We start from the raw sequence: 13146 nt of genomic DNA on the forward strand, positions 1-13146 counted from the left end.
TCACTGGCGCGGATGATATTATTGGCGTTAAAGGCTACTCATTTCGCCACAAATTGACGTGCTCAACAATTTAAACAATTGTTTTTGACGGTGCTCGGCACCGAGCACCCACATAAGCTTAGTGGTTGCTGCTTCTGGGGTCATATCGCGACCATCAATAATATAATCACTGCGCAGATTTTTACCTGCAGCATAACGATGCAGGTCTAAGCTGCCGTTATAAACGTCGGTCACGATCACTGCGCATTTAAAGCGGTCATTGGTGCGTTGCTTCGCTAGCTCGACAATATCGGCTAAATTAAAGTTATCTGGTGCGGTACCGCTACCAAAAACTCGTACCACTAACGCTTCAATATCACTGCCTTCAATGATTTTAAGTAACATATCACCAGTAAAACCAGGGCTAAGGTTGATACTTAGGACTTTGTCATTAAAACCAAGAGAATCGGTACTTAACGGTGGGTAGCTGTTGGGCTGTGAACGCAGTTGCTCTGGAAAAATGGTTGGTACAGGAAACAGCTCGCCAAGGATTTGCGCATTGGGGGTGGAAAAGCCAATCGCAGAGCGAGTACTGGATTTACGAGAGCGATTACCTCGTAATAGTTGCCCGGCAAAACATATCATCACTTCGCTTAGCGCAGGTAATGATTTACCGGCCTGATCGGCAACAAATAAGGCTAAGCGTAGGTTTTGTAAACCATCGCTGCCTGGCTTACTGAGCGGCACCTGGGCACCAGTAATAACCACGGGTTTACTGTTTTGCGCCAACGCAAACGATAACGCAGATGCGGTATAGCTCATGGTATCGGTGCCGTGCAACACAACAAAGCCATCGTAGTTATCATTTTCGGCAATGATCATATTCGCCATGGCATCCCAATGGAAAGGGCCTATCTGGCTTGAGTCACTGGTACCAATAATATCACCTGCTGGGCTTTGTAAAGGCTTTACCTCGATCTTGGAGTATAAGTCACTGGTTAGCTCTTCAATTAGCTCAACGAGTACTTCTCCCTTCCCTGCTTGTAATTCACCACTGGCTTTGGCGGCCATGGTTATGGTACCACCGGTGTTAATAACTAAAATCTTGTTGGTCGGGTTTGCCATGTGCGTTGACCTTTGTGAGCATTTATTTGCGCTGCATTTTAATATTAATATCATTGGAAATAAATGCTTGGCGAAAGCTATTTGTTGTGGCTAGTACGTGTTTATTTCTCAGTAAAATTTTAAACAAAGATAAATACGGCCTAGAGCATGAAAAACGCCAGCTATGCTGGCGTTGGTTATTTATTTTTCGCTCGTAACAGTACTGACTTGTTAATGATTAACTATTTTCAACAATACGCTTCATATCGGTCATGTAGCCACGTAGCTTTTTACCAACCTTTTCTACCGGGTGACTGCGGATCGCTTCATTTACTTCAATAAGGCGCACATTATCAACCCCATTATCGCTTGATGCTAAGCCTTTACCGATATCTTCGCTACTTAAGCTGTTGGTGAAGTCACGCAATAGTGGCACCGCTGCATGAGAAAACAAATAGTTACCGTATTCTGCAGTATCAGAAATCACCACGTTCATTTCGTACAGCTTTTTACGCGCAATACAGTTCGCAATCAGCGGCGTCTCATGTAACGACTCATAGTAGGCGGACTCTTCAACAATACCGGCAGCACACATGGTTTCAAACGCAAGCTCAACGCCTGCTTTGACCATCGCCACCAAATAGATACCTTTATCGTAATATTCTTGTTCGCTAATAGACGCTGACGAAACGGGAGCTTGTTCAAAACTTGTTTGTGCTGTTTGTTCACGCCAAGTCAGCAAGTTGTCGTCATTATTCGCCCAGTCTTGCATCATGGTCGCTGAGAAGTGACCATCGATAATATCATCCATATGTTTTTCAAATAGAGGGCGTAAAATACCTTTTAATTGCTCACTCATATCAAAAGCACGAATTTTAGCTGGGTTTGATAAGCGGTCCATCATATTGGTGATGCCACCATGCTTTAAGCCTTCGGTAACCGTTTCCCAACCATACTGGATTAATTTGGCTGCATAACTTGCGTCTATGCCATCAGCGATCATCTTTTCATGTGCTAATATCGCGCCGGTTTGCAACATGCCACATAAAATGGTTTGCTCACCCATCAAATCGGATTTTACTTCAGCAATAAACGAAGATTCCAACACACCAGCGCGATCGCCACCCGTGGCACAGGCATACGCTTTGGCAATAGCTAAACCATTGCCATTGGGATCGTTCTCTGGATGCACAGCAATAAGGGTTGGTACCCCAAAGCCGCGTTTGTATTCTTCACGTACCTCGGTACCTGGGCATTTCGGTGCAACCATGACAACGGTAATATCATCGCGAACTTGCATCCCCTCTTCAACAATATTAAAACCGTGCGAGTAAGATAGGGTCGCCCCTTTTTTCATTAATGGCATCACTGCTTTGACAACATTGGAGTGTTGTTTATCAGGGGTTAGGTTTAATACTAAATCGGCATCCGGGATCAGTTCTTCATAGGTACCGACAGTAAAGCCGTGCTCGGTTGCCCACTGCCAAGATTGACGCTTCTCATCGATGGCTGCTTGGCGTAAGGCGTAACTGATATCTAAACCGGAATCGCGCATATTTAACCCTTGGTTTAAGCCTTGTGCGCCACAACCAACAATGACGATGCGCCAATCTTTGATAAAGTTGCAACCATTACTAAACTCCTCTCGCTTCATAAAGCGGCATTTGCCTAGTTGGGCTAACTGCTCGCGCAAGCTGATGCTATTAAAATAATTGCTCATGACTAACTCCGATGTACTTTTATAAATTTTATTACTTGCTGTAACCATAGCGAATAATTGATATTGCTTAAAATGATATATTTGCACTACTATGTTTCATAAAGTGAAATGTAGTGTTGTGACTTAGGGGGAAGGTGTCATGGAAAAAAAGTTATTAGAAGTATATGTGCATTTATGCGATACATTGCACTTTGGTCAAACAGCGTATGCCCACCATGTCAGCCCATCTACCTTGTCGCGGATGATTCAGCGAATTGAGCAAGAACTTGCAACCTCTTTGCTTGTCAGAGATAACCGCTCAGTGGTGCTCACTCGTGCAGGACAACAGTTTCGCGCGTTTGCTAAGCAACAGCTTGCCGCCTGGCAACAGTTTGAATATCAACTTAGCGAAGAGACTCAGCAACTGAGTGGTCGCTTAAAAATTTATTGCTCGGTAACCGCGGCTTATTCGCACTTACCTCGCCTACTTGATACCTTTCGCGAGCACCATCCAAAAGTGGAGATCTTGCTGCAAACCGGTAATGCTAACGAAGCCATCGATAAGGTTAGCAAAGGCGAAGCAGATGTAGCGATTGCTGCTGCTGATGATCGGCCAAATAGCGCTATTTACTTTCAGCCCATTGCTGATATTGAGCTGGCGGTGATTGCCCCAACCCTCGACTGTCATGTTGCTCACTTGATTAAGCAGACGCCTATTGATTGGCAACAAATCCCGGTAATTTTTGCCGAACATGGTCCAGCAAGAGAGCAGTTTATTCAATTATTGCGCCTTCATGGCGTGCAGCATGCCAATGTGTATGCCACAGTAAGTGGCCATGAAGCTTTGGTATCTATGGTTGCTCTAGGTTGTGGTATTGGTATCGCGCCACAAGTGGTGATTGACAACAGTCCGATGCAACAACGGGTGGAGGTGCTCGACTTAGGCACACCGCCAGCATCTTTCACGTTAGGTTTATGTTGCCAGCAAAAACAACGTCAACAGCCGATTATCGATGCTTTCTTGCAATGCTTGGCTACCAATAGCTTGGTCGAAAAAGATCAGTAATAGCTTGGCGAATTAGGGGGTAACACTCTCCGTTAGCAGGCGAATTAATCGGTCCATGGCACGATAGCTTAATGCTTCAACCAAGTGATGGCGATCAATATCGGTTTGTTGCTTTAGGTCGGCAATGGTTCGGGCTATTTTTAGTATTTTATGGTGCGCACGCGTCGATAAACCAAGCTTTTCAAGAGCTAAATCGAGAAACTCCGCATCGTCAGTAGTCAGTTGGCAGTATTGTTTTAACTCTGGGCTGGTTAAGTGGGCGTTGGTTTTGCCTTGCCGCTGCTGCTGTCGCTGCCGGCATTGAATAACCCGCTGTAGTACGGATTCGCTAGACTCCTCTTGTGCTGAACTCTGCGCCCATGCGCCTCTGGGTAATCGTGCTACTTCAAGCTGAATGTCAATACGATCGAGAAATGGGCCTGACAACTTACTAAGGTAACGCAATGTTTGCTCTGGTGTTGAGCGTTTATCACTGTAGAAACCTGTCGGGCTTGGGTTCATTGCTGCGACCAGTTGAAACTTAGCTGGGTAGGTAGCTTTTTGCAGCGCTCTGGATATGGTGACCTCTCCTGATTCCATCGGTTCGCGTAATACATCGAGCACTTTACGATCGTATTCAGGCAGCTCATCTAAAAACAAAATACCATTATGAGCCAGCGATATCTCCCCTGGTATTGGTGTAGAACCACCACCAACTAATGCCGCCGATGAGGCGGTATGATGTGGAGATCTGAATGGCCGTTGTTGCCAATACTGTAAATCGATATCGTGCTGGCATACAGAATGAATGGCCGCAGTCTCTAAGGCCTCTTCATTGGTCATTGGTGGCAGAATTGACGGTAATCGTGATGCTAGCATAGTCTTGCCTGTACCCGGAGGGCCAATAAACAGTAAGTTATGGGCGCCAGCAGCGGCAAGTTCTAATGCTCTTTTGGCAAGGGGTTGGCCTATTACATCGCACATATCATTAGCAAATGCTGCCTTGGGAGCTGGCATGTGCTGGTACTCTGATAGCGGTAATACTTGTTGTCCGGATAGGTGGCTAAATAGTTGATCAAGACATTGCAAGGCGATTATTTCAGCACCGGCTACGCGACAAGCAATGTCGGCGTTTTCGCTTGGTAGAATGAGTTTACGGCCGGCATTACGCGCAGCAATTGCCATGGGGATATCGCCAACAATTCGCCGTAATTGGCCGTTGAGAGCCAATTCTCCGGCAAATTCAAGCCGCTCAATGGAATGCTTTGGCAGTTGCCCTGAGGCAACCAAAATTCCCACCGCAATAGGTAAGTCAAAGTGACCACCCTCTTTGGGTAAATCAGCGGGTGCGAGGTTAACAATAATTTTTTTTTGTGGAAACTCAAAGCCACAGTTGATGATGGCACTGCGGACCCTATTTTTAGCTTCTCTCACCGAGGTTTCCGCCATGCCTACCATTTGAAACGCTGGCAGGCCATTACTGAGGTGAATTTCAGTACAGACGCTCGGTGCGTCCAGTCCAATACGAGCACGAGTATAGATGCAAGCTAAGCTCATTTGATGTCCTTATCAAATTGATGGTCGGTAGTCTTGAGTTTAGTCGCTTTTACTCAATACACTACGACAAATTTGCTACTCGATTAAGCCTTGGTCGCGAACACACAGTCGTTATAAAAAGGTAAACAAGGGCTTGTGAATAAAATTAAGCTATGCTATTTGTTTTAGTGTGTTAACAATTATGTAACCCAAGCTGTTTGAAATAAGCTATTTGAAAATTTGCTGGCTTATAGTTGCGAGAGACGTTTATCAGACGCCGAACTTTGCCAGTAAATGGAGGACAACACGTGGTACAAGCTATTTATTTTGCTACAGCAAAGCGAATTTTACTGGTGATTATTGATCGCTTGCGGGCGTGTTGTTAGGCAGTGTTGATGCCAATAACCCCCCCGCTTCGACTCGAACCGGGGGGGTTATTTTTTATAGGCAAGTGAATACCCGTTAGGTGGTCACCAAACGTGTTTAATGGCGGTAAATGCTGTGGAAGTTAACGTAAATAATTAGCGTGAACGACAAGGTGTCATTAGATAGTGACAAAATGATAAAAATTCTATGTGTCAATTTTTTGAAAAAATTCGACATCGAAGCGAAAAATGTGAAAGATCGTGCCAGCAAAATTCATGTAATAGTTTAGGAAATAATAATGGCTAAAGTAAACGCTGAGCAAATTTGGTTTAACGGCAAATTGATGCCTTGGGGAGACGCCAAGGTTCATGTGATGAGTCACGCTTTGCACTATGGTTCATCGGTATTTGAAGGTATCCGTGCATATAATACACACAAAGGTACTTGTATCTTCCGTCACCGAGAGCACATTGAACGCCTGTTTGATTCAGCCAAGATTTATCGCATGAATATTCCATACAACGTTGAACAAGTTATGCAGGCATGTCGCGATTCTGTGGTTGAAAATAACTTACATTCGGCTTATCTGCGTCCACTGGCATTCTTGGGTGATATAGGTATGGGCTTACGTCCAGCTGACGATGCAGTAGCCGATTTGATGATCGCTGCGTTTAGCTGGGAAGCGTACTTAGGTGCTGATGCCCTTGAAAATGGCGTTGATGTTGGCGTTTCAAGTTGGAATCGTTTAGCACCTAACACTATGCCTACAGGTGCCAAAGCTGGCGGTAACTATTTGTCTTCACAACTTATTTCACGTGAAGCGGCGCGTCATGGTTACACTGAGGGGATTGCCCTTGATGTGAATAATTACGTCAGTGAAGGTGCAGGCCAAAACTTATTCTTAGTGCGTAAAGGCGTACTTTATACACCACCATCAACGTGTTCGATTCTACCTGGTTTGACCCGTGATACCATCATTACCCTTGCAAAAGAATTAGGCTATGAAGTTCGCGAAGAGCTGATCGCTCGTGAAGCGTTATACCTTGCAGATGAATTCTTTATGTGTGGCACGGCTACTGAAATCGTACCGGTAAGCACAGTTGACGGCTTGCAAGTTGGCACCGGTAAACGTGGTGAGGTAACCAAACAAATTCAAGACGCATTCTTTGGTTTGTTCGACGGCACGACCGAAGATAAATGGGGTTGGTTAGACCCAGTAAAGTAACTACCTAAAAACCAAACTGTCACCACGATAGTCGTCATTTAGGTAGTACGGCTTGCTTGCGAGGTTAACGACTTAGTGAGCAAGCTACTTCATGTTAATTAAAGGAAGTAGGAAGTACATTATGCCTAAATTGAGATCGGCTACCTCAACTCAAGGTCGTAACATGGCAGGCGCCAGAGCATTATGGCGCGCAACTGGCATGACCGACGAAGACTTTGGCAAACCCATTATTGCCGTTGTTAATTCTTTTACCCAGTTTGTTCCCGGTCACGTTCACCTTAAAGATTTAGGCCAGTTGGTTGCTCGACAAATAGAGCAAGCCGGTGGTGTTGCCAAAGAGTTTAATTCAATTGCCGTTGACGATGGTATCGCCATGGGTCACTCCGGCATGCTTTATTCCTTGCCATCGCGCGAGCTGATAGCCGACTCTGTCGAGTATATGATCAATGCCCATTGCGTTGATGCCATGGTGTGTATTTCTAACTGCGACAAAATCACCCCAGGCATGTTAATGGCGGCAATGCGCTTAAATATTCCTGTTATTTTTGTCTCTGGTGGGCCAATGGAAGCCGGCAAAACCAAACTAAGCGAGCAAATTATTAAACTCGACTTGGTTGATGCCATGATCCAAGGTGCCGATCCCAATGTCTCTGACGAACAAGCGGCACAAGTTGAGCGTTCAGCGTGCCCAACCTGCGGCTCCTGTTCGGGTATGTTTACCGCCAATTCTATGAATTGTTTAGCTGAAGCCCTTGGTTTAGCGTTGCCAGGTAATGGCTCGATGCTGGCTACTCACGCGGATCGTGAAAAACTATTTTTACAAGCAGGTGAGCAAATTGTTGCTCTTACTAAACGTTATTACCAAGACGATGATACTTCTGCCCTACCGCGCAATATCGCCAATAAACGAGCATTTGAAAATGCCATGTGCCTAGATATTGCCATGGGTGGCTCTACCAATACGGTATTGCATTTATTAGCTGCAGCGCAAGAAGCTGGTGTTGATTTTACCATGGCAGATATCGACCGTTTATCTCGCCGTGTACCGCATTTATGTAAAGTTGCGCCGAGTACGCAAAAATATCATATGGAAGATGTACACCGCGCTGGTGGTGTCGTCGGCATTTTAGGTGAGCTAGCAAGGGCAGGCTTACTCGATACCTCTGTGACTAACGTGCTGGGTATGAGTTTGGAAGAGCTGCTAGCGCACTACGATATCACGCAAACTGACAGTACCGAGGTAGCTGATTTTTATCGTGCCGGCCCTGCTGGCATTCGCACCACTAAAGCTTTCTCACAAAATTGTCGCTGGCCAAGTGTTGATGCCGACCGACAAAATGGCTGTATTCGTAGTATTGACCATGCCTATTCACAAGATGGTGGTTTAGCAGTGCTGTTTGGCAATGTAGCTGAGCATGGTTGTATTGTTAAAACCGCCGGTGTCGCCGAAGAAAACTTAACTTTTGATGGTACAGCGCATGTATTTGAAAGCCAAGAGTCGGCGGTAGATGGCATTTTAGGTGGTAAAGTGACGGCAGGTGATGTCGTGGTTATTCGCTACGAAGGTCCTAAGGGTGGTCCAGGCATGCAAGAAATGCTTTATCCAACAACGTACTTAAAGTCGATGGGGCTTGGCACTAAATGTGCGTTAATCACCGATGGCCGATTTTCGGGTGGTACCTCGGGCTTGTCTATTGGTCATGTTTCACCTGAGGCTGCTGCAGGCGGCACAATCGCCTTAATTGAAGACGGCGACCGTATTTGTATTGACATTCCCAAGCGTCGTATTGAATTACAGGTAAATGATGATGTGTTAGCAGCGCGTCGCGCTGATATGCTTGCAAGAGGTAATCACGCGTTTAAACCTAAGAATCGTCATCGTCCGATTAGTTATGCCTTGAAAACGTATGCGATGTTAGCAACCAGTGCTGACCAAGGCGCGGTACGCAATACCCAATTATTAGATGAGCAAGGCTAACGCTGATGTCAGCATAGTGTTTATAACGGAGGCGAAAAATGGCTGAACAGGATCCAGTATCAGATACGAAGCAGGGTACTGAGCAACGCTGCGAACAAAACCGTGAGCAAGTCGCCCTCACCTATTTACGGCGAATACTAATGGCGCCGGTGTACGATGTGGCGGTTGAAACCGATTTAACGCCACTAACCTCGTTGTCAGAGCGTTATGGTAAGCAAATCTTTCTTAAGCGCGAAGACCAACAGCCGGTGCACTCCTTTAAACTACGCGGTGCTTATAATCGACTTGCTCAACTCAGTGACGAACAGCGGCGCAACGGTGTTATTGCTGCTTCAGCAGGAAATCATGCACAGGGGCTAGCTCTTGCGGCTCAACGTCTTGGTGTTCGAGCGACTATTGTGATGCCAATAACTACGCCAGATATCAAAGTCGATAATGTGCGTCGCTTTGGTGCAGATGTGCGCTTACTCGGTAAGAGTTTTAATGAAGCGGCAGAAGCTGCTGTGAATATCGCACAGCAAGATCAGCTATTGATGATTCACCCTTTCGATGATGCTGACGTTATTGCGGGGCAAGGTACTGTTGCTAAAGAGTTGTTACAACAGCTACCAAATGCCGATGTGGTGTTTATTCCGGTTGGTGGTGGTGGCCTATTGGCAGGTATGGCCGTTTATATCAAGCAAATTAACCCACGTATTAAGGTGGTGGGCGTCGAAGCGGCCGATTCAGCTTGCTTGCAAGCGGCTATGTTAGCAGGTAAGCCGGTTGATCTTGAGCAAGTTGGTTTGTTTGCTGATGGTGTCGCTGTTAAACGTATTGGCGAAAACACCTTTTCGTTGATTAAACAATATTGTGATGACGTGATTACCGTTAGCAGTGATGAAGTGTGTGCCGCAATTAAAGATATTTTTGAGCAAACCCGGGTGATTGCTGAGCCGGCTGGCGCTTTATCATTAGCGGGCCTGAGTAAATATTGTCATAGCCATAACAGCCAAGACGACACAGAAAATCTGGTAGCGGTATTATCAGGTGCCAATATGAATTTTCATTCACTGCGTTATGTATCAGAGCGTTGTGAGTTAGGTGAACAAAAAGAAGCGGTGCTGGCAGTACAAATCCCTGAGCAAAAAGGTAGTTTTAAACGCTTTTGCAAAGCCTTAGCCGGTAAGGCTATCACAGAATTTAACTATCGCTACGCCAATAATGAGCAAGCTTTCGTTTTTGTTGGGGTTCGCTTAAGCCGTGGTCAACAAGAGCTGAGTGAAATAGTGATTGATCTGTCTGGCAAGGGATATCAAGTTAATGATTTAACCAATAATGAACTGGCTAAATTACACGTGCGTTATATGATTGGTGGTTTGAGTCAAGAATCGACACAAGAAAGACTATTCCGCTTTGAGTTTCCTGAATACCCTGGTGCATTAGAAAATTTTCTTGATACACTTGGCGAGCTTTGGAATATTTCGTTGTTTCACTACCGCAATCACGGTGCGGCATTTGGCCAAGTATTGGCTGGAATCGAGGTGGATGCAGGCGATGAGTTGGCGTTTTTTCGCCATTTAAAGGAATTGGGTTATCAATTTCAAGAAGAAACTAACAACCCCGCCTATCAAATCTTTTTAAAAGGTAATTGATGACTGTAGCGAACACGTTTAAGACGAATGTTCGCAAGCGTTAGAATAAACCGCCAACCTTTTTCAATTGATGGTGACTAAGACTGCTCTTCGCTGTCATCAATTTGCGCTAATTTAGCTTCTAATTCAGCAACTCTTGTCGCTAATTCGTCTAGCTTGGCACGGGTTTTTATCAGTACTTGCGTTTGTACATCAAATTCTTCACGACTCACCACATCAAGCTGTGATAGCTTGCTTTGTAATACTTGTTTGGCTTTTGATTCAAAGTCATTGGCAACCGTTTTAACTTGTGGTGGGATTGCTTCGCTAATTTGCTTGGCGATATCTTCAATTTTTTTGGCGTTGATCATTGCTACTCTCATTTGCACTGTTCTGCTGGCATGATAGCCATGTTACCTTCAATGATAAAACTTAGCCCTTAGAATAACAACGTATTGGCAACGCTAAATCACATTAATTGTCTTGGTCTGGGCTTGAATAGCGGGTAAAATTTGCCTTTTAACTAAACCAACCAATTAAGCCAAACGATATTGATGAAATTAAATCCTAGACAAGATGAAGCTAAGCGCTACGTGAGTGGCCCTTGCTTAGTGCTCGCGGGTGCTGGCAGTGGTAAAACCGGTGTTATTTGTCAAAAAATCTCTTATCTGATCCAAGAGTGTGGATATAAGGCTCGCAATATTGCCGCGGTTACCTTTACCAATAAGGCTGCGCGGGAAATGAAAGAGCGTATGAGCAAAATGCTTGGTCGTGACTTGAGTCGTGGCTTGATGGTATCAACGTTTCACTCATTAGGCTTAGATATAATTCGTCGTGAACTTGCCACCTTAGGTTTTAAACCTGGGTTTACCTTATTTGATGATCAAGATACCACGGCATTATTAAAAGAGCTCACTGAAAAAGAGCTCGATGGTGACAAAGAGTTATTGTCACAACTGCAAAGCCGTATATCTAACTGGAAAAATGATCTATTACTACCGGATGGTGTGCTAAAACGAGCGTCATCAGCCGATGAGGCGCTATTCGCACAATTTTATCAACGCTACCATCAACATATGCGTGCATACAACGCATTAGATTTTGATGATTTGATCCTTATCCCGACCTTGTTGTTACGTAATTATGAGCAAGTTCGTCAACGTTGGCAGAAAAAAATTCAATACTTATTAGTGGATGAATATCAAGACACTAATACCAGCCAATATGAGTTAGTGAAATATCTTGTCGGTGAGCGGGCTCGCTTTACCGTGGTCGGTGACGATGATCAGTCGATTTATTCGTGGCGTGGCGCGCGCCCGCAAAACCTAGTGTTATTGGGTAAAGACTTTCCTAATTTGAAGCTTATTAAACTGGAGCAAAACTATCGTTCCAGTGGACGTATTCTGAAGTGTGCTAACGTACTGATTGCCAATAACCCGCATGTGTATGACAAGGCTTTATTTAGTGAGCTTGGCTACGGACCTGCGCTACGAGTCGTTAAAACCAAAAATGAAGATCATGAAGCTGAGCGTGTTGCGGGTGAATTATTGGGGCATCGCTTTTTAAATAAAAGTAAGTTCAAAGATTACGCAATTTTGTATCGCGGTAACTTTCAATCGCGAGTGATTGAAAAGGTACTTATGCAAAACCGTATCCCATACAAAATTAGTGGCGGGACATCATTCTTTTCTCGCACCGAAATCAAAGACATCATGGCTTACTTGCGACTGATAGTGAACCCTGATGATGATAATGCTTTTCTACGTATTGTGAATGTGCCAAAGCGAGAAATAGGCCCTGCAACGTTGGAGAGGCTTGGTACGTTTGCCAATAGCAAGCAGATCAGCATGTTTGCGGCAGCTTTTGATCCTGATTTAGAGCAACATTTAACCGGGCGAGGCCTTGCTGCGGTACAACGATTTGTGAAAATGATGGTTGAGACCGAAGACAATGTTAATCGCGGAGACAGTGCAGCAGTGTTGCGTGGTTTAATTCAAAGCATTAACTATGAAGATTGGCTGTACGAGTCGTCACCAAGCCCTAAAGCCGCAGAAATGCGTATGAAAAATGTTACCACACTATTTAGTTGGGTAACGGATATGCTCGAAGGTAATGATGGCGATGAGCCAATGACATTAGCGCAAATTGTTACTCGCTTGACCTTGCGCGATATGATGGAACGCGGTGAAGACGAAGACAACGCTGATCAAGTGCAACTTATGACGTTGCATGCATCGAAAGGTCTAGAGTTTCCATATGTATACTTGATTGGTATGGAAGAAGGTATGTTGCCTCATCAAACCAGTATTGATGAAGATAATGTTGAAGAGGAACGCCGTCTTGCCTATGTTGGCGTGACCCGAGCTCAACGGGAGTTAATTTTCAGCTACGCACAAGAGCGCCGCCAATATGGTGAAATTATTCGTACTGAGCCTTCGCGTTTTCTATACGAAATGCCACAAGATGATTTACAGTGGGAGCAAGGTGGTCAACGCCAACAAAGCGCCGAAGAAAATCAACAAAAAGGCAAGGCTGGTGTGGCAGGGTTAAGAGAAATATTAGCGCGTAAAAATAGTTAATTTAGGGCCGTATTGGTCATGA

The 13146-nt window shown here is 44.9% G+C and carries 9 protein-coding genes; 5 read left to right on the forward strand and 4 right to left on the reverse strand.

Annotated features, from left to right (window positions below; genetic code table 11):
* Positions 1 to 27: 27 nt before the first annotated feature.
* Positions 28 to 1104 (reverse strand): asparaginase, encoded by a 1077-nt coding sequence (locus tag ACAX20_RS00255; protein WP_371187531.1) that lies wholly within the window; start codon positions 1102 to 1104, stop codon positions 28 to 30.
* 217 nt (positions 1105 to 1321) lie between these two features.
* Positions 1322 to 2803 (reverse strand): ketol-acid reductoisomerase, encoded by a 1482-nt coding sequence (gene ilvC / locus ACAX20_RS00260; protein WP_371187533.1) that lies wholly within the window; start codon positions 2801 to 2803, stop codon positions 1322 to 1324.
* 139 nt (positions 2804 to 2942) lie between these two features.
* Here ilvC and ilvY point away from each other — a divergent pair, with 139 nt between their 5' ends.
* A complete protein-coding gene (ilvY, locus tag ACAX20_RS00265; protein WP_371187535.1) occupies positions 2943 to 3848 on the forward strand; it encodes an HTH-type transcriptional activator IlvY in 906 nt (301 codons plus the stop codon).
* 12 nt (positions 3849 to 3860) lie between these two features.
* On the opposite strand, the gene ACAX20_RS00270 is transcribed toward ilvY, so the two are convergent.
* A complete protein-coding gene (locus ACAX20_RS00270) occupies positions 3861 to 5384 on the reverse strand; it encodes a YifB family Mg chelatase-like AAA ATPase (RefSeq protein ID WP_371187537.1) in 1524 nt (507 codons plus the stop codon).
* Positions 5385 to 6027: 643 nt separating this feature from the next.
* Here ACAX20_RS00270 and ACAX20_RS00275 point away from each other — a divergent pair.
* The 3 genes from ACAX20_RS00275 to ilvA all read left to right on the forward strand — a co-directional run bounded on the left by ACAX20_RS00275 (position 6028) and on the right by ilvA (position 10566).
* On the forward strand, positions 6028 to 6954 hold the full coding sequence (locus ACAX20_RS00275) for a branched-chain amino acid transaminase (protein WP_371187539.1): 927 nt from the start codon (positions 6028 to 6030) through the stop codon (positions 6952 to 6954).
* A gap of 121 nt (positions 6955 to 7075) precedes the next feature.
* Positions 7076 to 8932 (forward strand): dihydroxy-acid dehydratase, encoded by a 1857-nt coding sequence (gene ilvD, locus ACAX20_RS00280; protein ID WP_371187541.1) that lies wholly within the window; start codon positions 7076 to 7078, stop codon positions 8930 to 8932.
* A 38-nt stretch (positions 8933 to 8970) separates the two neighbouring features.
* Complete coding sequence (ilvA, locus tag ACAX20_RS00285; protein WP_371187543.1) at positions 8971 to 10566, forward strand: threonine ammonia-lyase, biosynthetic; 1596 nt, start codon at positions 8971 to 8973, stop codon at positions 10564 to 10566.
* A gap of 77 nt (positions 10567 to 10643) precedes the next feature.
* Here ilvA and ubiK read toward each other — a convergent pair whose 3' ends face one another.
* Positions 10644 to 10916, reverse strand: coding sequence for a ubiquinone biosynthesis accessory factor UbiK (gene ubiK, locus ACAX20_RS00290; protein WP_371187545.1), 273 nt, complete (start codon positions 10914 to 10916; stop codon positions 10644 to 10646).
* A 183-nt stretch (positions 10917 to 11099) separates the two neighbouring features.
* Between ubiK and rep the strand changes: the two genes are divergently transcribed.
* Positions 11100 to 13124: a DNA helicase Rep gene (gene rep / locus ACAX20_RS00295; RefSeq protein WP_371187547.1), complete on the forward strand. Its 2025-nt coding sequence runs from the start codon at positions 11100 to 11102 to the stop codon at positions 13122 to 13124.
* Positions 13125 to 13146 lie beyond the last annotated feature (22 nt).

Origin of the sequence: Thalassotalea sp. Sam97 (assembly GCF_041379765.1) — a bacterium.
GTDB lineage: Bacteria > Pseudomonadota > Gammaproteobacteria > Enterobacterales > Alteromonadaceae > Thalassotalea_A > Thalassotalea_A maritima.

What these genes read in the sequence shown, in the direction of transcription:
- ACAX20_RS00255 (WP_371187531.1), bottom strand. Translation starts at nt 1,104, where the DNA reads ATGGCAAACCCGACCAACAAGATTTTAGTTATTAACACCGGTGGTACC.
- ilvC (WP_371187533.1), bottom strand. Translation starts at nt 2,803, where the DNA reads ATGAGCAATTATTTTAATAGCATCAGCTTGCGCGAGCAGTTAGCCCAA.
- ilvY (WP_371187535.1), top strand. Translation starts at nt 2,943, where the DNA reads ATGGAAAAAAAGTTATTAGAAGTATATGTGCATTTATGCGATACATTG.
- ACAX20_RS00270 (WP_371187537.1), bottom strand. Translation starts at nt 5,384, where the DNA reads ATGAGCTTAGCTTGCATCTATACTCGTGCTCGTATTGGACTGGACGCA.
- ACAX20_RS00275 (WP_371187539.1), top strand. Translation starts at nt 6,028, where the DNA reads ATGGCTAAAGTAAACGCTGAGCAAATTTGGTTTAACGGCAAATTGATG.
- ilvD (WP_371187541.1), top strand. Translation starts at nt 7,076, where the DNA reads ATGCCTAAATTGAGATCGGCTACCTCAACTCAAGGTCGTAACATGGCA.
- ilvA (WP_371187543.1), top strand. Translation starts at nt 8,971, where the DNA reads ATGGCTGAACAGGATCCAGTATCAGATACGAAGCAGGGTACTGAGCAA.
- ubiK (WP_371187545.1), bottom strand. Translation starts at nt 10,916, where the DNA reads ATGATCAACGCCAAAAAAATTGAAGATATCGCCAAGCAAATTAGCGAA.
- rep (WP_371187547.1), top strand. Translation starts at nt 11,100, where the DNA reads ATGAAATTAAATCCTAGACAAGATGAAGCTAAGCGCTACGTGAGTGGC.